The organism is Seonamhaeicola aphaedonensis, from assembly GCF_003386195.1.
Lineage (GTDB): Bacteria > Bacteroidota > Bacteroidia > Flavobacteriales > Flavobacteriaceae > Seonamhaeicola > Seonamhaeicola aphaedonensis.
Map to the genome: position 1 here is coordinate 50,704 of NZ_QRDX01000008.1, position 18,107 is coordinate 68,810.

Here is an 18,107-nt window from a genome sequence, read left to right on the forward strand (position 1 = left end):
TTCCCTAATTATGTCCAATTGGATGCCAAAGATTGCGGCCCCACATGTCTTAAAATTATAGCCAAGCATTACGGTAAGACCATTTCGTTGCCAGAGCTTAGAAACATTTCCGAGACCACAAGAACAGGGAGCAACCTCAAATTTTTGGCACGGGCAGCCGAAACCATTGGTCTAAAATCGCTACCGGCAAAAATAGATTTTAAGCACTTGAAAGAAGCGCCATTGCCCTGTATCCTGCATTGGAACAACAATCACTTTGTCGTATTGTATAAGATCAAAAAGGATACCTGTTATATTTCAGACCCAGCACAAGGCTTGGTAAGTTATAACAAACATACATTTTTGGAACGTTGGATAGGTGCCAATGCCAACGACCATACAGAAGAAGGTGTGGTTTTACTATTGGAACCAACAGTAGGCTTTCAAAATGATGCCTTTTCCATTAAAGAAACCCCTTTAAACTTAGGCTTTATTTCAAAATACCTGATCCGCTATAAACCGTTTTTGGTACAGTTAGGTTTTGGGTTGCTGGCTGGAAGTCTTTTGCAGCTTATTTTTCCTTTCCTGACACAGAGTATTGTTGATGTAGGGATCAAGAACCAGGATATGTCCTTTATCTACCTGATATTGGTGGCCCAGTTATTTTTGTTTATAGGACGAACAGCAGTCGAAGTTATCAGAAGTTGGATATTATTGCATTTAAGTTCACGAATCAATATAGCCATGCTCTCTGACTTTTTTGTCAAGCTCATGCGTTTGCCCATCGCTTTTTTTGACACCCGTTTGACAGGAGATATATTACAGCGTATCAATGACCATGAACGTATAGACAAACTATTGACCACGTCCTCGTTACAAGTCCTGTTTTCATTGGTCAATCTTCTGGTATTTGGACTGGTATTAATCTATTATGATCTATCCATTTTTATGGTGTTTTTAATAGGAAGCCTGATGTACCTCGGTTGGATACTCCTGTTCCTAAAAAAACGAAAAACATTGGATTATGAGGAATTTGAACAGACAGCCGATGAACGCAGTAAGGTTATAGAACTCATAAGTGGTATGCAGGATATAAAACTGCATAATGTAGAACAGGATTTTCGTTGGGATTGGGAACATGTACAAGCACGATTATTTAAAATATCAATCACCCGAATGACCTGGGACCAGTACCAAAGCATAGGTTCCTCATTTATCAATGAACTAAAAAACATCCTGATTACCGTTTTGGCAGCAAAATTGGTCATAGAAGGGAGTATTACACTGGGGATGATGCTGGCCATAAGTTATATCGTGGGACAACTCAATGCGCCTATAGTGCAGCTTATAGATTTCCTGAAAGATTTTCAGGATGCCAAAATATCGATAGAACGTTTATCCGAGATCCATAGCAAAAAAGATGAAACGGATTTAAAAGACTTGCCCCTAAGAGAACTAAAAAAATCAGATATTTTATTAAAGGACGTTAGTTATAGATATCCGGGAGTAGAAGTGCCAACACTAAAAAAGTTGCAACTGACCATTCCAAAAAATAAGGTCACGGCCATTGTAGGTTCCAGTGGCAGTGGAAAAACAACTTTAATGAAACTATTGCTTCAGTTCTATAAACCCCAAAAAGGACTGGTCAAAATAGGAAACTCCCCATTGTTGCAATTGTCCCCTGGTTTATGGCGAGATTGCTGTGGTGTGGTGATGCAGGAAGGCTACATCTTCAGTAATACCATAACCAGAAATATTACGATGAGTGAGGCTGATATAGATCAGGACAGATTGAGAAAAGCAGTAGAAATGTCCAATATCAGGGACTTTATCGAAAACCTCCCGTTGTCTTATAATACCAAGATAGGAGTAGAAGGTATGGGGCTTAGTACGGGGCAAAAACAACGCATACTTATTGCTCGGGCCATATATAAAAATCCGGAATATTTATTCTTTGATGAAGCCACATCGGCTTTGGATGCTAAAAACGAAAAGGAGATCATGGAAAACCTAAATACTTTTTTTAAAAATAAAACGGTGGTTATCATTGCCCATCGCTTGAGCACCGTAAAGCATGCAGATCAAATCGTTGTATTGGAAGAAGGCAGTATAAAAGAAATAGGAGACCATAAAACATTGACCGCCCAAAGAGGACGGTACTATGAACTCGTAAAAAACCAGTTGGAATTGGGACGTTAAGACACAAATGGAAAAACCCGAGAAGGACATAAAAGATATAATCATTCGAAGCGAATCCCTGAATGATATCCTAAGTCGTGTACCACCAAAGCTTATCCGTTGGGGAAGTGCTCTCTTTTTAATGCTTATTATCCTGATGTTGTTTCTTTCATGGCTGATAAAATACCCGGATGTCATTACATCTGAAGCCTATTTGACCACAGCTACACCACCACAAAAGGTATACGCAAAAATAACAGCCCGAATCGATACCCTATTAGTGATAGATAAGCAACAGGTAGATAAAGATGCCATATTAGCTATTTTAGAAAATACCTCAGATAATGAAGATGTACTGTATTTAAAATCCATTATGGACACCATTACAATCAATAAAGACCAAGTGCTTTTTCCATTTGAAACAATTCCCATTTTGTTTTTAGGCGATCTGGAACCACAATTTGGAGCCTTTGAGAACAGTTATTTTCAATATATTATAAATCGTGATTTAAAACCCCATAACGAAAAAATAGCCGCCAATAGTTTTGCGTTAACAGAACTCAACCACCGCCTTAACAATTTAGTGAACCAACAAGCGATCAATAAAAAAGAATTGGATTTTATAAAGAAAGATCTAAACCGGCATGAGCAATTACTGGAAAAAGGGGTTGTCTCACAGCAAACCTATGAAGACAAACAAATAAACTATTATACCGCATTACGGAGTTATGAAAATACAAACCTTATGATTTCCCAACTAAGGGAATCCTTAAACCAGACCAAAAGCAGTTCAAAAGATATAGGCTTTAATAAACAACGAGAAGAAACACGGTTGTTAAAACAAGTATTATATACATTTAGGGAGCTCAAAAAGGGCATTAGGGATTGGGAGCAGACCTATGTGTTAAAATCAAATAGAGCCGGCATAGTTGCATTCCTGGACTATTGGAGCAATGACCAGACCCTTAAAGAAAGTGAATTGGTATTTACCATTTCACCGGAAAACGTGCCTTATTATTTAGCAAAACTAAGAACACCAAAGACCAATGCCGGAAAAATAAGGATAGGGCAGCAGGTCAAAATTAAACTAAATGATTATCCAGATTATGAATTTGGTGTGCTTCAAGGGCAAGTATTACGTATCTCCAATGTCTCCAATACAGATGGAACCTATGTGGTGGATGTAAGGATTTCCAAAGATTTAAAAACGACTTATGATAAGCATATAGACTTCAAACAAGATATGCAGGGAACAGCAGATATTATTACGGAAGACCTAAGATTGATAGAGCGCTGTTTTTACCAGTTTCGGGAACTTTTCTCCAGATAATTTTGCCGTTTAATTACCCACATAGGTTTAAACCACGTTTAACACATTGGTTATACATTAATTTATAAATCAAAAGAAAAGATTCATAAATCGGCATCAAAAGCCCTTTTTAAAATAGCATTTTATAACGAATTTTAACAAATAAGAACAAATTAAAACAAATAGTGACAAATTTAATCACAGTGTTTTAAAAACTTATTGTTATATAATTCAAAACTATAAAATGGATATTCCCTCACTCACAGCCATCTTTCAAAAACAGTTACAGGATATAGAAAGTCAGGAATGGGATACCATCAAACGATCTCAAAAAGCTATTATACTATGTCGTAAAGCTCTTTCAGAACTCAAAAATATAATAAGGGACAAAGGCTTTGATTCTGACGATCAGGAAATAGAGTTCTTTAAGGTAAACAAGCAAATTCCTTTAAGCAACCTAATTTATTATCAGGAATGTTACGCATTTGAGGCCCATTTTCCAAAAATTGGTAAAAAACAGCAGCAAAAATATATATCAAAGGCTAAGGATAACATACAAATATTTTTTGCCAGGCATGCTGAATTCATCAATTATATAGAACAAGGATATGACCATATGGATACTTGGTATTTTACAAGACCAAATAACAGGGAGCTACAAATCATCCCTATACAAGATTATAGCTTTGACAAGGATTTTAGCACACCATATGATTTCCTGTTAGGAAAGTTAAAAGCCTATAAACGTTTTATAAACTATTTAGAAATACGATTTGAAAATAAGGCATCAAGACTAAATCTGGAAAGTTTGAGTGAGCAGTATAATTTAACATGGACTTCAAGTAAAGTAGCATTAACGGAGTTAATATACGCCCTGTATTACAGCCGTGCCATCAATCACGGAAATACTGACAAAAAAGAAATTGTCATGGCCTTTCAGAAAATATTCAACTTTGATTTGGGCGATTTTTATAAAACCCTTTCAGAGATTAAATCCAGAAAGAAAAGCAGAACCCGGTTTCTGGATGAACTTTCAATGGGCTTTATATATGAAATGGAAAAATCCGAGCTATAATTCATTTCAAAAACTGTTAAAAAACGACCGAGTACGGTACTACTCCGGTTTTTTGATTTTCACAATCCCAATCCTATTTTTTGAGCATTTTTATACCTAAAATAACTCTAATTGAAAACCAAATAGCACCAAAACAATGCAAAAAATAAAATGTTAAAATTTCACCGAGGTCGGGTGATATGGTGAATAAAGTCCAACAAAGCAAAACATCTTTGTCTAACGAAAGTCAAATCAACTGAAAGGCTATCGAAAGAAATTAGTTTCTGAAGATAGCCTTGAAAGTTGCCCCGAATCAAGTTCGGGGCCTCATTATTAAAACAAAAAAACATGTCAGCAAACATTATTACCACCGAAGACCTTATGGAATTTAAGATTGAATTACTAGATGGGATAAAAGAACTACTTAACAACCAACAAGGCAACCAGAACAGGAAATGGTTAAAATCACCTGAAGTCAGGGAACTTTTGGGAATCTCACCAGGCACGTTACAGAATCTACGGATCAATGGTACCATTCCCTATACCAAAGTAGGAGGGGTGTTGTATTATGACTATCATGATATTATGGAAGTAATGGAAAAGAACCGTGTGCATAATAAATTCTGACACTTGTGTTCATGCTGAACTGTTACACTGAGCATAGTCGTGGTCGCTGAGCGAAGTCGAAGCGAAGTGTTGTTTCAGTATCTCAAAAAGTAAGTCAAAATAGTTAACTAATGAATGAGATAAACTATATCAAGCACCTCAATAAGGTGTTTATCCATATTTCCAAGGATTCCAGGTTAAACCCCACCCATATCAGCCTGTACTTTGCATTGTTCTATTTGTGGAATGTAAACTTTTTTCGGCACGAGTTTTATATCAATCGGGATGATGTTATGAAACTCTCAAAAATTGGCTCAAGGACCACATACCATCGCTGTATAAAAGAACTGAACCATTGGAGTTATTTTGAATACTCACCATCACACAATGCATTTCATGGAAGTAAAATAAGGATGTTCAATTTTTGTACCAGTGATGGACAAGGTTTGGACTCCAGCCAGACCAAAATTTGTACTAGCGATGGACAAGCGCTGGTATCTATAAACAAACATATACAAACAGAAACAAACCCAAAAAACAATAACAAACCGCAAAATTTTAAAAATTCAAATTTTCAGAATTTGAAAAACGACAACAAACAACAGGAAGTCGACCAATATTTGGACAACCTAAAGACCAGTTCCGATAAAAATTATGACGACCCTCTATGATTAAACCAAAACCACATATCATTACAGAAGGAGCTATGGAATATGCACTCGGTACCGTAAAAGGCAACCAGATTCTCTATGATTTTGATAAAATGTTAATCTATTTGGAGGCCAAAGGAAAACTGTTATTCGGTGAGAAATTTAAAATCTATAAGGAAGACCGTGCCATTCTTTACAAGCTATGCCTGTATATTATTCAAGATGAAAAGGCTTGTAAAGAACTTGGAATTGACATTAACAAGGGTATTTTGCTTTCTGGCCCTGTAGGCTGTGGCAAAACGTCTCTGATACGATTGTTAAAGTACTTAGTACCCCACAGAAAACCTTATGCGGTTGTACCAACCCGGAACATTGTCTTTGGTTTTAATCACATTGGTTATAAAACCATTGAAGATTATGGCAACACACAATTTTTCTGTTTTGATGATTTAGGTGTAGAGCCTATAGGCAGGCATTATGGCAAGGATTGTAATGTTATTGGGGAAATATTGTTGTCCCGTCATGATTTGTTTTTAAAAAATAAAATTAAAACACATGCAACCACTAACCTCAATGCTGCTGAACTTGAAGAACGTTATGGCAATCGAGTGCGCTCCCGAATGCGCGAGTTGTTTAATTTGGTGGCATTTGATAAAAAGAGTAGGGATAAGCGTAAATAAAAATATCTAATCCCTACTACACTAAAATTCAAAATCCGCTACAATAGCTCCATGATCAGAAGCTTCCGTTTTACGACTTACAACAGATGGGAAATTTGGCCCTCTTCTTGTATATGTACCCCTGCGTTCAATTTGGACATTCTCCAATTTAGACTTTAGGGCATTGGATACCAAGATATAGTCCAATTGACTTTTAGCTGATTTATACCTATATGTGCCCCGTTCACTTGCCGGTAGTTTTAAATTTACATTATATATATCCGAGAATTCGGTAAGAGGTTTCATGGACCATTTTTCAGGAGAAGAATTAAGGTCACCCACCACGGCAATCAATTCATTATTCAAATCGTATTGTTGGATGATTTCCTTGACCCGTTCAGATTGTCCCCTTCTCCTTTTTTCACTTTGAGGGTCCCTAGGGTCACTGTACCCCATAGATTTAAAATGATTTATAAACAAATTTAGATTATTGGCCTCATTGATCTGGATATTTACCTGAAGGCAGTCTCTGGAAAAGGTGTTTACCATCTTTCCAAAATATTCACTTTTTTCATTGATGTGGGATTTTAAAAAATTGACTGGCATTCTGGACATAACCGCAACATCAATTCCCCGATTATCGTTGCCGTCAATTAAATATATATGCTCATAAACCTTATCAGGGTTTTGGTTATAAAACTTCTTAAATAGAATTTTATCGTGAAAGTCTTCCAGTAGAGGTCTGTTTTCAACTTCTACAAGTGCAATTATATCTGCATCTATAGCGTGCATTACCCGTGCAACATTTTCTATGGCCTCTTCATCAGCAGGATCTCTTTTGAATTCAATCCAACCTAACCATTCACCGGCACCAGAAGCGGAAGTATGTTTGCCTCTTATATCCTGGATTCTTATATAATACTTTAGCTTATTCTTTAATTCCGCAATGCGCTGTTGGTCAAAAACAGCTTTTGAAAGCTCATTGTTAAGTTCTTCAATATAACCTAAAAGCTCTTTTGCTTTTCTGGAAGTTGTCCCAAAAACTTTTGGACGGCTAAATAAATTCTCACAATTAAATGTAGCAAGGCGTAATTTTGACATAATGAATTATTTAAGAATTAAACTTGAACAGCAGGACACAATTTCAATAAGCCATAGTAATGTAGACCTATTTAAATAATAATGCCCTGAAAAGCTATTAATAATTCTTTTTGAGAGAAATCTATTGGATTTTAAAAGTAAGTAAATTTTTATAAAAAACAGGATTTTTTTAATGAATTCATCCGAAAATATCATTAATAATTACAAAAAGACTTTTCCCAAACCTTTTATTGTTTTACATAAGTTAATATTTCATCAAATTAAATTCTTGTATGTGTTGGTTTTTAGTAATTTAATAGTAGTAGATGTTAGCCACTGTTCGCCAAATTGCCATTATGGGCCTATATAGTTTAATATCTCTTTAGCAACATTCAAAACCATACCCTTTTCATAAGCCCCATTTACCCAGATAGCACCAGAATCATTTCCACCATGACCAAGGTCGATGACAACAATTTTTTTCTGACCAAAAACAAAACAGATTTTTAACAGTAAAATCACAAAAACTTGAGCTGAGCGGAGTCGAAGTTTGACGTTTTTGAGCATCCAGCGATCTAAAAGTTTTGGAGTTATCAACATAGGCCTTTCAATTTTTAATACCATTTGATGCCAATTGGTACCATTCAAAATCAATCTGTTATAAACAATATTTTATCAACAAAATGCTGATTGTCAGTATTTTAAAATACAATATAGCGTATTTTTCGAATATCAAAAACATGTAAAATTTAAAACCATTTTGACATGAAAAAATCACTATTCCTGACCGTTATTTTACTATTAGCTTCCAATGCCATTTTTGCACAGATCGGGGGCATTGAAGATTCCGTTAACGATGTATCCGATACCATTAGGGCCATATTTCCCATTATTCTGGGCGTTATCTTCCTAATAGGCTTCTTGTTCAATGCCGGGCATTTCTTTGGAGAGAATGCCGATCTCAAAAAAGGCATTACCCGTGTATTGGTATTTGTACTTATTGCCGGAGCGGTAGTAGGCATCTTCACCTACCTAATAGGCATCGTAGTCTAAGCCGATAATCGGCATTTAACAATTTATCTAAAAAGATTGTGAAGAAATACGAAGTCTATAAGGATATCAGAAAGCGTGCAATGATCATGGGCTTGCCCATTTCATTGTTCGCCCTGCAAATGACAGTGGTCATCGGATCGTTACTGTTCATCATCTTTTCCTTTAGCCTTTCGGTCATCATTTTGGTGTTCATCTTTAATGGAGGCCTTTATATAGGATTGACACAACTGACCAAATATCCAGCCTTACTGCATTTCAAAAAAGTATTCCCAACGACCATAAGCAACAAAAAGGCCTGCATCGCAGGCATTTTGGCAAACCATGAGAACCCAAATAAAATATGAAGAAAATTAACCTATCCGCGTACCATCCTATCTTAAACATCGAAAAGCATATCATATTTGCCAGTAACGGGAATGTAGTACTATGCTATAAAACCGATTTACCAGAAATCTATTCCCTTTCGGAAAAAGACTTTGAAGACCTGCATGGCTCCTGGTTCCAAGCCTTTAAATCCTTGCCGACAAGTACCGTCATCCACAAACAGGACATCTACCAAAAAGACAAATACAGAGCAGATAAATTACCAAACAGTACATTTTTACAACAGGCTACCCACAACCATTTTAAAGGCCGTGGTTATTTGCAACATAACAGCTATCTGTTTTTTATCCTGCCATTGGACAAAGCCTTGAACGCTTCCAAGTTTACCAATCCATTTCGTAAAGTAGAAAAGGGCATCCATAAAAAAATGGACCATAACGTACAAGAGTTTATAGCGTCGGTAAATGATGCCGTTTCCTTTATTAATAATAGTCGTAAGGTATCATTAGTACCCTTGAACCAAAAAGAAATCCTAGAACTGACCAACACCTACTTTAATGGTTTTAACGAAGGTTTTACCACTGATATTCAACTAAAAGGGGCGTCAATAGAAATAGGCAATAACCATTTTGACGTACTGGCAGTAAACAACGAACTGTGCTTCGGTGATGTGGTACAGAGCAGTAAGACCAATGATAGGTTCACCTCTGACGATTTCACCTTCCATCAAGGCTTTATAGATGGATTGGGATTGAACCTAAACGAAAACCATATCATTAACCAAATTATCTATTTAGATGACAAGCACAAATGGCGAAAACTATTGGACAAGAAAATTGAAGAACTTAACAAAAGCTCGAATTTCGGAACACAGAACAAGGTCGTTCAAAAAAAGATTGAGGCCATTGTTGCTAAAATTAATGAAGACGACAGTTCAAGAATTATACGCGGGCATCTCAACATTGTATTCTGGTCACCGGAAGCCGAACAGCTAAAACACATAGCCTCCAAAATAAAGACCGAGTTCAAGGAACTGGACATTATGCCCCATTATCCAAAAGGCGAGGAACGGAAACATTATTTTCTGAATTCCTACCCATGTTTTACATCCAATTTTTCCAATGAAGATTTGTATGTCACCGATTTAAAACATGCCCTGTGCCTGTACATCAACAATAGCAATTATAAATCCGATGAAGAAGGTATCATTTTCAATGATCGGCAATATAACATTCCCGTATTAAAGGATGTTTGGGACGAACGTAAAAAACGTATCAAGGCGAGGAACTTTGCCATTTTCGCCCCAACGGGAGAAGGGAAATCCTTTTTAGCCAACAACATATTACGGCAATATTTCGAGCAGCAAGTCCGATTGGTCATCATCGACTTGGGAGGGTCCTATTCCAAATTCGCCAAACTTTACCCAAAAGACCATATCATTTTGAGGTATGAACAAGGTAAAAATTTGGGTATCAATCCATTTTATATATCCAGTGAAAATGACCTGACTCCGGAGCGCTTGGAAGATTTGGCCATGTTTCTATTAGAGCTTTTGGCAGAATCCAAAACCACCAAGGCCAAGGAAGTTGCCATAAAAAAGGTACTGCGCTACTATTACCAATATAGCAGTAATGATGCCCATTCCTTGGAATCGCTATACCAGTTTGTAGATGATAAAAAGAACAGTCTCATAGAGACCCTTAAGATAAGGGAAGAAGACTTTAGCGTCTATAACTTTTTGCATATCCTATCCGAATATGTCGATGGCGGGCTTTACAGTTTCTTGTTCAATGTAAGCGAAGACCAGACCTATAAGATAGAGGACAAACGTATGATTGTCTTTGAACTCGATGAAGTCAAGGATAATAAGGAAATATTGTCGGTGATGCTAAAACTTATCAAATCCGCCATCCAACGCACGATATGGCGCAACCGAAGTGAACGCGGCATCATCCTGTTTGATGAGTTTGCCAAACAACTTAAGTTTGACAACGTACTGGAAAGCGTGGAATTCTATTATCAGGCCATCAGAAAACAAAATGGCGCCATTGGTATCATACTGCAGTCCATCAATCAACTACCCAATAATTCCACATCGGCCAGTATCCTAGAGAATACACAGGTCATTTACAGCCTTAGAAACGAAAAAGGCTATGAAGAATTAAAGAACAGGCTCAACCTTTCTAGCCATGACTTAAACCAATTAAAATCCATTCGAAATGACCTGACCGGAGAAAGAAAGTACACGGAGATGTTCATCAAGATAGGCAAGGAAAGCAACATTTTCCGCTTGGAAGTTCCCAAGGAAGTCTATGCAGCATATCTCACTGATGGTAACGAAAGTGAAGCCATAATGGCCATTTATGAAAACACAGGAGATATGGAGCAAGCCATTAAAGAATTCACAGCCATAAGCTGATTTAATATTAACCTTTAAAAACAATTAAAATGAAACACAAAATCAAAATTTTAGTATTAGCACTAACCTTGGTCATTTTATTGCCTGCCCGTGCTACGGCCCAGGGGATGCCGGTTTATGACAACACCAATTTTATCAGTTTTACCAAATCCCTGATAGAATCAGCAAAACAGACCTCACAACTGTTAAAGACCGTACAATTCCTAAAGACACAAAAAGAGAACATTGAAAAGGTCAACAATGTCATCAAGCAGTTAAAGGCCGTACGGGAACTGGCAAAAAATAACCAAAAACTGTTCAACATCGTACAGGATGACTTAAGGGATATTCTCAATTCACCCTATATCAAATCCGATGAAGTCCAACGAGTTTCCGAATCGTTCAATTCAATTATTGAAAATTCTTTAGAGGGATTAGATTATATCGAACAGATATTATCCAGTGATAACTTAAAAATGACCGATGCTGAACGGGCAGAAGTATTGAAGGATATGGAACTCAAGTCCAAAGAAATGGTAGCGGAGATAGAAGCCAAGACGAGGCGTTACCGTGGGATCATAGCCTTCAGGGAAATGCAGGACAAAATCAACAATAGAGAAACCAATTACTAATGGCAGGCATTTTTTTGGGCATAGGATTGGAATATGTAGATGCGGTATTCACCACCATCAAAAACAGTGACTTCTCCCAGTACACCATTACAGGGATGAAGACATTGGCCATTCTGTTCTTTCTCATCAATATCCTGAAAAAGTACAATGAGGGCGTTGCTAATAATGAGGGGTATACCTGGGGACTGACCCCAACGGAACTGGCCAAGAATTTTGCAGTCGTTATTTTGGTCATCTTTTCAACCCAGATATTGGGTGTTTTTGATTCCATTTTAGTGGCTATCGAGACCCAATACCGGGATACGGCTCCGGCGCTCCTCCCGTTACAGATGCAGGATATCGATTTGGAACAGGATGTGGGCGCATTGGAAGCCGCCAAAAAAGCCATGGCTATGTTGTACGAAGCTTTGGTAACACCATTGTATGGATTGAAGATGCTGGCCTTTATCGTTGGTATATTCCTGTGGCTATTGGATCTGTTCATTTACCCGTTGTTTTTGGCAGAGCGCTATTTTCTACTTGGGATCATGCAGGCCTTTTTTCCATTGGTTATCAGTCTGGCAGTATTTGAAAAGTTCAGAACATTGGCATACAATTTTTTTAAACTCTATGCCGGGGTGTATATGTTGGTACCTGCTTTTTTTCTGGTCAATGTGTTTGTAAACAATCTCTATACCGAAATCAATACCAATTTTTGGAGCAATCTCTTTGGTACGGATTGGGGCAGTAGCTTTTTTGCACCTCTGTTACAGTTCGGTTCTATTGGATTCATTGTATTACTCAAATTCAAGCTCTACCGAAAAGCTATTTCCTTTACCTTAAAACTTTTCACTGCCTAAGGGTGCCTAAGGCACATTTGATTATTTAAAATAATTACTCTAAAAAACTAATAATTGACAATAAATGAAAACACCTTATAAAAATATTTACAACGTACTGAAGCTAAACCGCTTTATTGTTTTGGTTGTAGTGATAGGGGCTGTATTGACCTGTATAGTTTCCGTGTTAATGGTTATAAAACTCCATAACGAAACGGTCAATAATGCCTTTGTGGTCAATACCGATGGGAGTGTGATCCCGTTAAAAATGGTAAAACAGCAAGAGAACCTAGAAGTAGAGATACTGTCACATTTAGAACTCTTCCATTCCTATTTCTACCATATCGATGCCAGCAATTATGAAAAGCATCTAGAGAAGGCATTATGGCTAGGGAACAGCTCCGTGGATGCACTTTACAGACAGAAAAAAGCAGATGGGGTCTATAACCGATTGTTGCAATATTCACTGGTCCAGAAAGTACTGAAGATTGAATCGAAAATCGATGTTCAAAGCGAACCCTATCGTTTTGAGACCACGACCGTTTTTGAAATCAACCGAGGGACGGTGACTGACACCTATGAGCTAATGACAACAGGTAATCTTATAAAAGTAGATAGAAACTTTCCCAAAAATACGCATGGGCTTTTGATTACCAATTTTTTTGAAAGCACGTTACGAAAAATAGAAACTCAGTAGACTACTCCATTAGGCTATTTAATACAAACAAAATGAAACTAGAGAAAAACAAAATTGTATTTACATCGGTAATAATATGCATACTCCTTTTTATTGGTGGCTATGGCATCATAGTTATGGGGTCCGAAGACCTTCCAGAGATCGATAGCAATAAAATTCCCATTCCAGAATTGGAAGATGGGCAAAAAGAATACCATTCTAAACTAGAGGCATTGGACAACTTGAAAGAAGAACGGGAAAAGACCGTGCCCTCACTTTATCCGGAGCATATGATTGACGACAAGGGGTATTTCAATCCAGATTATATGGAACTGGAAAAACAGCGTATCATTGACAGTGTTTACAGTAAAGGGCGGATTAGCTATTCGAAAAAGCGATTTAGAAATCTAGATATTGCAGAAGTACCAAGAAAACTCCAACGGGATTCAGTTTTAAAAATGGATAAAAAGGAAGTTCAAGATATGGAGCCCGAATTAACCACTAAAGAACTGGCATTAGAACACCAGCTTTTTTTTGCATCGAATCCGTTGAAAAATGAAAATGTCGTTTCCCAACATACAGATCCGTTTATCTATGTTCGGGTAGATGGTACACAAACAGTACGGAATAATTATAGACTACAAATGCGCTTGACCAAAGAAGCAATAATAAACAATATTAAGGTCCCAAAAAACACACCTATTTATGGATTCGTAAGTTTTAAGCCGAATAGGACGATTGTGGAAATTGAAAATATCAATCACAAACCTGTTAAGTTAAAGGCCTTTGACCTTCAGGATGGCAGTGAAGGCATTTATATCGAAAATAGTTTTAGGGGCGAAGCAAGGCAGGAAGTGGTAGGGGATGTGGTGGACGATATCAATATTGTGGGTGTTCCCCAGGTTAATGGCATAAAAAAGATATTCCAACGAAATAACCGCACCATAAAAGTTACCATAACCGACAATTATCAATTAATATTAAAACACATAAAATGAAATCAATTATAACTTTAATAATCTTAACCATGTGCCTTTCATTAAAAGCACAACAAGAATTGGATACCATTTATGCCAATAATAAAAAAAATGTAGCGCTGTTTTTTCCTGAACCCATTCGCCAAGGTATTACTGGGGCAGAAAACTTTGTATTCACTTACAATCGTGAGAAAGAACAACATTTTGGATTGCTTCAAGCCACTCCAGGAACAGAAAGCAATTTATTGACCGTAACCAAAAACGGTCAGGTGTATTCCTATATTTTGAAATATAAGGAACAGCTTACCAAACTGAACTATTTTATAACTTCAAAAGCAAGCATTGGAAATGAGAAACCCAGGAAGATACAAGAAAAACCAATAGTTTTAATAGAGAATGTAGCTAAAGATAGATTCGCTTATATTCAGAAGTTAAGCGAATATTTGCTAAAGAGAAAATATGAACCAATATCTACTAAAAGGAAAAAAGGCATCAAATTACAGTTGCAGAAAATGGCATATAATGCTTCTGAAGTTTATTTAGTCCTGGAAATCAAAAATAATTCTGAAATTGATTTTGAGGTGGATTACCTTAAAGTTTATAGGGCAAATGGGAACAATAAACGTAAGGCTTCATTTCAGAAATTGGAACAGAATGTAATTCATCAATACAAAGTGCCCAGTCAAATAAAGACAGAGGAGAAAAAGCGTTTTGTTATAGTGCTTCCAAAATTTGTGTTGGGGGATAATGAAAGATTGTTAATTGAATTAAAAGAACTGAAAGGGAGCCGCTCACTGATGTTAAATGCAATTTTATAAAACTAAACTAAGGCTTCCTATCACTAGGTGGTTCAACTGAGTATGAATTTCATCTACATACTTGCCACCCACATCCCTAAAAAAATATAATAGATTATCTAAAATACTATTCATGATATTCTGTCAATTGGCTTGACTTCGATGAATTAATTTTTTATCATCTTAAAAAAGATATAAGTATTATTTTAAATAGATGCACGTTTAAGTAAATCCTTTGCAGCTTATAAAAAAGAATGTCGTCGAAAAAATATACATTTCTGTTGGTTTAGAATAATCCATACTATATATTTGCAACTCGAAGTTATTTTGACATAAATAAAATGATATATGAGTTCACAAATCGTCAACATGATATGTGAACTTTGGTAGGGTCCTGATTATTATTGGTCTAAGGGCATGAGGTTCAGGTCCCGTCCAGACCGCAAGAATTGCTAAAAGCCTTAACACTCTTAAGGCTTTTTTTGGCACTTTAAAGAAGTTGTGTTGTTCCCAGTAAAATGGGATGGTTTATGTAGTTAAACCCAATGGAAAGCTTTCCTTTTTTCTTTATAGAAAATTGGGATGCTTTTTTGTTTTTAAACATATGGTGTGGTTTATTCTCCTAGCATCCAAGGATAGACATAAACTATAGCCAAAATTAAACCCCCTATCCAAGAAATTGCCCAGCTAACATCTTCAATAGTTGTGTTAAGCTTTTTGTTTTCTAGTTTAACTTTTTTTACTTCTTTAGTATCTATAATAATACTATCAGTTGTTTTGTTGTTTATCCACTTTATACCATAGAAATCTTCACTGTCTATAAGTACAACTTTAGAATACGTTTCTATTTTACCATTTTTTTTTACAATTTTTGTTTTAGATCCAGACTTTGCAGCATCGTAAAGACTGGCGTTTCCTGATTTATAAGTCGTACAACCTTGAGACAGTATTAGCAAAGCTAGAAATTGAGCTACTACTTTTAAATTAATTTTAATGAGTTTCATGACAACTTGAATTGACTTATTAATGTAAGTGTAAAGGAGTAATAATTAGCTAACTAATATCATATAAAATCAGTTGACTTTTCTGTACCTTCTCAGTTTATGCTTTTTTTGTTTTTTACCTGTTCTTTATTGCATTTCCCTACTAATCAAAAGTCAAAAAATATTTGGGGTCGCCGTAATACTTTCATGCTTTGTTCATGATATATATCATTTTATTTAATAGAATGGTTTATTAATTTTTTGGTCTCTAAAAATAGAATTCATGAAAATAAAGCTAATTATTCCATTATTCTTTTTTGTAACATTACTGTTCTCTCAAAATAAAACTAAGGATTTTGAACAAATACCTGAGCAGCTAATAGGTACTTGGGAAATAAACTTACCTGGAGAAGGTGAAATACCAAGTCAGATATTTAGGTGGATATTTAATAAAATCACTAATAATAAAGGAGAAAGTGAATTTCACTGGCTGTTTAAACGGCAAGAAGACCTAAAATATATTACCGTTGGTGTGTTTGTAAGTGATTTTTTTGTTGAAGATAATACATTTAAGACAAGTTTAAAAAAGGTTGGTTCCATGCAAAAGGAATTGATGAAAATGGAATTTTATGATGAAGTTAAATGGCATTACCCAGGAGACGAGCTGTTTGCTAAATCACCCCAAAATGGCTTTTACATATTTGAGGTAAATGAGGGTGAATTAATGCTTAAGGAAGGAAATAATGGTGAGGTTCAAAAATATTCGAAAGTAGAATAATCTTTTTTTTAAAAAGATCTGTATAGACCGCAAGATTTAAGAGGGGGTCTAAAAAAATGGAGCTTTTTTTATTTAAAGATGTTGTGTTGTTCCTTGTAAATGGGAAGGTTTATGTAGTTAAGCCAATGGAGAGTTTTTCTTATTTCTAAAGAGAAAATCAATGTTAAAAGATATTATAAATTCAGACTTAATGGATGATATATATCATATTAATATAGATGATTTTATAGTAATTTAAGGGGTTAGATTCAATACCTATGAAGAAGCATATTTTCATTTTATTAACAGCGATAATTTTGATAAGTTGTGCGTTAGAGTCTGAGTTTTCATTGCCTAAAGGTGAAAGAATAGATACTGAATTATTGGGTTTATGGTATCCTGAAAACCATCAGGAATCTAGAGATTGGATTAAAATTGAAGCTTTTGATGAGTTTACATATAAGTTCACACTTAATGATGACGAAGGGACTTGTTATTCTTTTAGTTTAGGGAATTTTAAGATTATGAATGTTGTAGATACAACTAATGAAAAACCTAATAGTTTTTACGGTTATGTGCTCAGTGAAAATCAATTAAAAGTTATGGAGGTAAACGAGAAGTTGGTTGATGAAGATTTTAATTCCCAAAAGGAGTTAATAGAGTTTTTCAAAACCAATGTTGATCGCCCTGAATTTTTTGTGTATCCTGAAATTTTTAAACGCAAAAAGGAAGAGTAACTTATTGTTCCTTTCTCTAAGTGATAGTTGAGTAAATCATTTTTTTATTTATGTAATTTTTATTTGTTTAAGTTATGAAACCCTATCTGTTTAATTGGACTGATTTATTATATGTTATTGCCTTCTTGGTTTTAGGTTTTACTAGTTGGTTTACCTTAACAATGGGAATTGCACATCTTATTGAAGGAGTATCACAAATTATTGAAGATAGAGCTTCTGGTAATCCAAGGATACAGGATTCAGGAGGTTGGATAGGTGTTATACTCTTATGCATTATTGGGGTAGTTTCATTAGTCCCTACGGTTGTATTATTTCTTAAAATTCTAAAAAGGATAAAAACGTGTCTGCGTAAATAGTTATTAAACCCAATGGAAAGCTTTCCTTTTTTCTTTACAGAAAATTGGGATGCTTTTTTGTTTTGGAGCTATTTATTTCTTTCT

20 protein-coding genes are annotated in these 18,107 nt (G+C 35.7%); 17 read left to right on the forward strand and 3 right to left on the reverse strand.

What is annotated here, in order from left to right; genetic code table 11:
• The first annotated feature begins 18 nt into the window (after positions 1–18).
• The 6 genes from DFQ02_RS13020 to DFQ02_RS13045 all read left to right on the forward strand — a co-directional run bounded on the left by DFQ02_RS13020 (position 19) and on the right by DFQ02_RS13045 (position 6,456).
• A complete protein-coding gene (locus DFQ02_RS13020) occupies positions 19–2,178 on the forward strand; it encodes a peptidase domain-containing ABC transporter (RefSeq protein WP_245940268.1) in 2,160 nt (719 codons plus the stop codon).
• A gap of 7 nt (positions 2,179–2,185) precedes the next feature.
• Positions 2,186–3,487, forward strand: a complete 1,302-nt coding sequence (locus tag DFQ02_RS13025) for an HlyD family secretion protein (RefSeq protein WP_116524887.1) — start codon at positions 2,186–2,188, stop codon at positions 3,485–3,487.
• Positions 3,488–3,710: 223 nt separating this feature from the next.
• Positions 3,711–4,541: an RteC domain-containing protein gene (locus DFQ02_RS13030; protein WP_116524888.1), complete on the forward strand. Its 831-nt coding sequence runs from the start codon at positions 3,711–3,713 to the stop codon at positions 4,539–4,541.
• A gap of 327 nt (positions 4,542–4,868) precedes the next feature.
• Positions 4,869–5,147, forward strand: coding sequence for a helix-turn-helix domain-containing protein (locus DFQ02_RS13035; RefSeq protein WP_116524889.1), 279 nt, complete (start codon positions 4,869–4,871; stop codon positions 5,145–5,147).
• Positions 5,148–5,419: 272 nt separating this feature from the next.
• On the forward strand, positions 5,420–5,797 hold the full coding sequence (locus DFQ02_RS13040; protein ID WP_317124701.1) for a hypothetical protein: 378 nt from the start codon (positions 5,420–5,422) through the stop codon (positions 5,795–5,797).
• On the forward strand, positions 5,794–6,456 hold the full coding sequence (locus DFQ02_RS13045; protein WP_116524891.1) for an ATPase: 663 nt from the start codon (positions 5,794–5,796) through the stop codon (positions 6,454–6,456). The genes DFQ02_RS13040 and DFQ02_RS13045 overlap by 4 nt, the downstream gene beginning before the upstream one ends.
• A 21-nt stretch (positions 6,457–6,477) precedes the next feature.
• On the opposite strand, the gene DFQ02_RS13050 is transcribed toward DFQ02_RS13045, so the two are convergent.
• Complete coding sequence (locus DFQ02_RS13050; RefSeq protein ID WP_116524892.1) at positions 6,478–7,536, reverse strand: endonuclease/exonuclease/phosphatase family protein; 1,059 nt, start codon at positions 7,534–7,536, stop codon at positions 6,478–6,480.
• Between the two features lie 333 nt (positions 7,537–7,869).
• Complete coding sequence (locus DFQ02_RS13055; RefSeq protein ID WP_317124702.1) at positions 7,870–8,139, reverse strand: N-acetylmuramoyl-L-alanine amidase; 270 nt, start codon at positions 8,137–8,139, stop codon at positions 7,870–7,872.
• A 141-nt stretch (positions 8,140–8,280) separates the two neighbouring features.
• Here DFQ02_RS13055 and DFQ02_RS13060 point away from each other — a divergent pair, with 141 nt between their 5' ends.
• The 8 genes from DFQ02_RS13060 (at position 8,281) to DFQ02_RS13095 (ending at position 15,211) form a co-directional block, all read left to right on the forward strand.
• Complete coding sequence (locus DFQ02_RS13060) at positions 8,281–8,568, forward strand: hypothetical protein (RefSeq protein WP_116524893.1); 288 nt, start codon at positions 8,281–8,283, stop codon at positions 8,566–8,568.
• Positions 8,569–8,606: 38 nt separating this feature from the next.
• A complete protein-coding gene (locus DFQ02_RS13065) occupies positions 8,607–8,912 on the forward strand; it encodes a hypothetical protein (RefSeq protein WP_116524894.1) in 306 nt (101 codons plus the stop codon).
• A complete protein-coding gene (locus DFQ02_RS13070; RefSeq protein WP_116524895.1) occupies positions 8,909–11,311 on the forward strand; it encodes a TraG family conjugative transposon ATPase in 2,403 nt (800 codons plus the stop codon). The genes DFQ02_RS13065 and DFQ02_RS13070 overlap by 4 nt, the downstream gene beginning before the upstream one ends.
• Before the next feature lie 29 nt (positions 11,312–11,340).
• On the forward strand, positions 11,341–11,922 hold the full coding sequence (locus tag DFQ02_RS13075; protein WP_116524896.1) for a conjugal transfer protein: 582 nt from the start codon (positions 11,341–11,343) through the stop codon (positions 11,920–11,922).
• Positions 11,922–12,761, forward strand: coding sequence for a hypothetical protein (locus DFQ02_RS13080; protein WP_116524897.1), 840 nt, complete (start codon positions 11,922–11,924; stop codon positions 12,759–12,761). The genes DFQ02_RS13075 and DFQ02_RS13080 overlap by 1 nt, the downstream gene beginning before the upstream one ends.
• 64 nt (positions 12,762–12,825) lie before the next feature.
• A complete protein-coding gene (locus DFQ02_RS13085) occupies positions 12,826–13,437 on the forward strand; it encodes a conjugal transfer protein TraK (RefSeq protein ID WP_116524898.1) in 612 nt (203 codons plus the stop codon).
• A gap of 32 nt (positions 13,438–13,469) precedes the next feature.
• Positions 13,470–14,414: a conjugative transposon protein TraM gene (gene traM, locus DFQ02_RS13090; RefSeq protein ID WP_116524899.1), complete on the forward strand. Its 945-nt coding sequence runs from the start codon at positions 13,470–13,472 to the stop codon at positions 14,412–14,414.
• Positions 14,411–15,211, forward strand: coding sequence for a DUF4138 domain-containing protein (locus DFQ02_RS13095; protein ID WP_116524900.1), 801 nt, complete (start codon positions 14,411–14,413; stop codon positions 15,209–15,211). The genes traM and DFQ02_RS13095 overlap by 4 nt, the downstream gene beginning before the upstream one ends.
• A gap of 593 nt (positions 15,212–15,804) precedes the next feature.
• Here the strand turns inward: DFQ02_RS13095 and DFQ02_RS13100 are convergent.
• Positions 15,805–16,194 (reverse strand): hypothetical protein, encoded by a 390-nt coding sequence (locus tag DFQ02_RS13100; protein ID WP_116524901.1) that lies wholly within the window; start codon positions 16,192–16,194, stop codon positions 15,805–15,807.
• Between the two features lie 262 nt (positions 16,195–16,456).
• Here DFQ02_RS13100 and DFQ02_RS13105 point away from each other — a divergent pair, with 262 nt between their 5' ends.
• The 3 genes from DFQ02_RS13105 to DFQ02_RS13115 all read left to right on the forward strand — a co-directional run bounded on the left by DFQ02_RS13105 (position 16,457) and on the right by DFQ02_RS13115 (position 18,023).
• Complete coding sequence (locus DFQ02_RS13105; RefSeq protein ID WP_116524902.1) at positions 16,457–16,951, forward strand: hypothetical protein; 495 nt, start codon at positions 16,457–16,459, stop codon at positions 16,949–16,951.
• A gap of 257 nt (positions 16,952–17,208) precedes the next feature.
• On the forward strand, positions 17,209–17,667 hold the full coding sequence (locus DFQ02_RS13110) for a hypothetical protein (RefSeq protein WP_116524903.1): 459 nt from the start codon (positions 17,209–17,211) through the stop codon (positions 17,665–17,667).
• Between the two features lie 74 nt (positions 17,668–17,741).
• Positions 17,742–18,023, forward strand: coding sequence for a hypothetical protein (locus DFQ02_RS13115; RefSeq protein WP_116524904.1), 282 nt, complete (start codon positions 17,742–17,744; stop codon positions 18,021–18,023).
• Positions 18,024–18,107 lie beyond the last annotated feature (84 nt).

Coding starts and splice junctions, on each gene's coding strand:
- DFQ02_RS13095 (WP_116524900.1), top strand. CDS start 14,411: ATGAAATCAATTATAACTTTAATAATCTTAACCATGTGCCTTTCATTA.
- DFQ02_RS13055 (WP_317124702.1), bottom strand. CDS start 8,139: ATGGTATTAAAAATTGAAAGGCCTATGTTGATAACTCCAAAACTTTTA.
- DFQ02_RS13040 (WP_317124701.1), top strand. CDS start 5,420: ATGAAACTCTCAAAAATTGGCTCAAGGACCACATACCATCGCTGTATA.
- DFQ02_RS13080 (WP_116524897.1), top strand. CDS start 11,922: ATGGCAGGCATTTTTTTGGGCATAGGATTGGAATATGTAGATGCGGTA.
- DFQ02_RS13060 (WP_116524893.1), top strand. CDS start 8,281: ATGAAAAAATCACTATTCCTGACCGTTATTTTACTATTAGCTTCCAAT.
- DFQ02_RS13105 (WP_116524902.1), top strand. CDS start 16,457: ATGAAAATAAAGCTAATTATTCCATTATTCTTTTTTGTAACATTACTG.
- DFQ02_RS13115 (WP_116524904.1), top strand. CDS start 17,742: ATGAAACCCTATCTGTTTAATTGGACTGATTTATTATATGTTATTGCC.
- DFQ02_RS13025 (WP_116524887.1), top strand. CDS start 2,186: ATGGAAAAACCCGAGAAGGACATAAAAGATATAATCATTCGAAGCGAA.
- DFQ02_RS13075 (WP_116524896.1), top strand. CDS start 11,341: ATGAAACACAAAATCAAAATTTTAGTATTAGCACTAACCTTGGTCATT.
- DFQ02_RS13100 (WP_116524901.1), bottom strand. CDS start 16,194: ATGAAACTCATTAAAATTAATTTAAAAGTAGTAGCTCAATTTCTAGCT.
- DFQ02_RS13070 (WP_116524895.1), top strand. CDS start 8,909: ATGAAGAAAATTAACCTATCCGCGTACCATCCTATCTTAAACATCGAA.
- DFQ02_RS13085 (WP_116524898.1), top strand. CDS start 12,826: ATGAAAACACCTTATAAAAATATTTACAACGTACTGAAGCTAAACCGC.
- DFQ02_RS13035 (WP_116524889.1), top strand. CDS start 4,869: ATGTCAGCAAACATTATTACCACCGAAGACCTTATGGAATTTAAGATT.
- DFQ02_RS13030 (WP_116524888.1), top strand. CDS start 3,711: ATGGATATTCCCTCACTCACAGCCATCTTTCAAAAACAGTTACAGGAT.
- DFQ02_RS13045 (WP_116524891.1), top strand. CDS start 5,794: ATGATTAAACCAAAACCACATATCATTACAGAAGGAGCTATGGAATAT.
- DFQ02_RS13050 (WP_116524892.1), bottom strand. CDS start 7,536: ATGTCAAAATTACGCCTTGCTACATTTAATTGTGAGAATTTATTTAGC.
- DFQ02_RS13110 (WP_116524903.1), top strand. CDS start 17,209: ATGAAGAAGCATATTTTCATTTTATTAACAGCGATAATTTTGATAAGT.
- traM (WP_116524899.1), top strand. CDS start 13,470: ATGAAACTAGAGAAAAACAAAATTGTATTTACATCGGTAATAATATGC.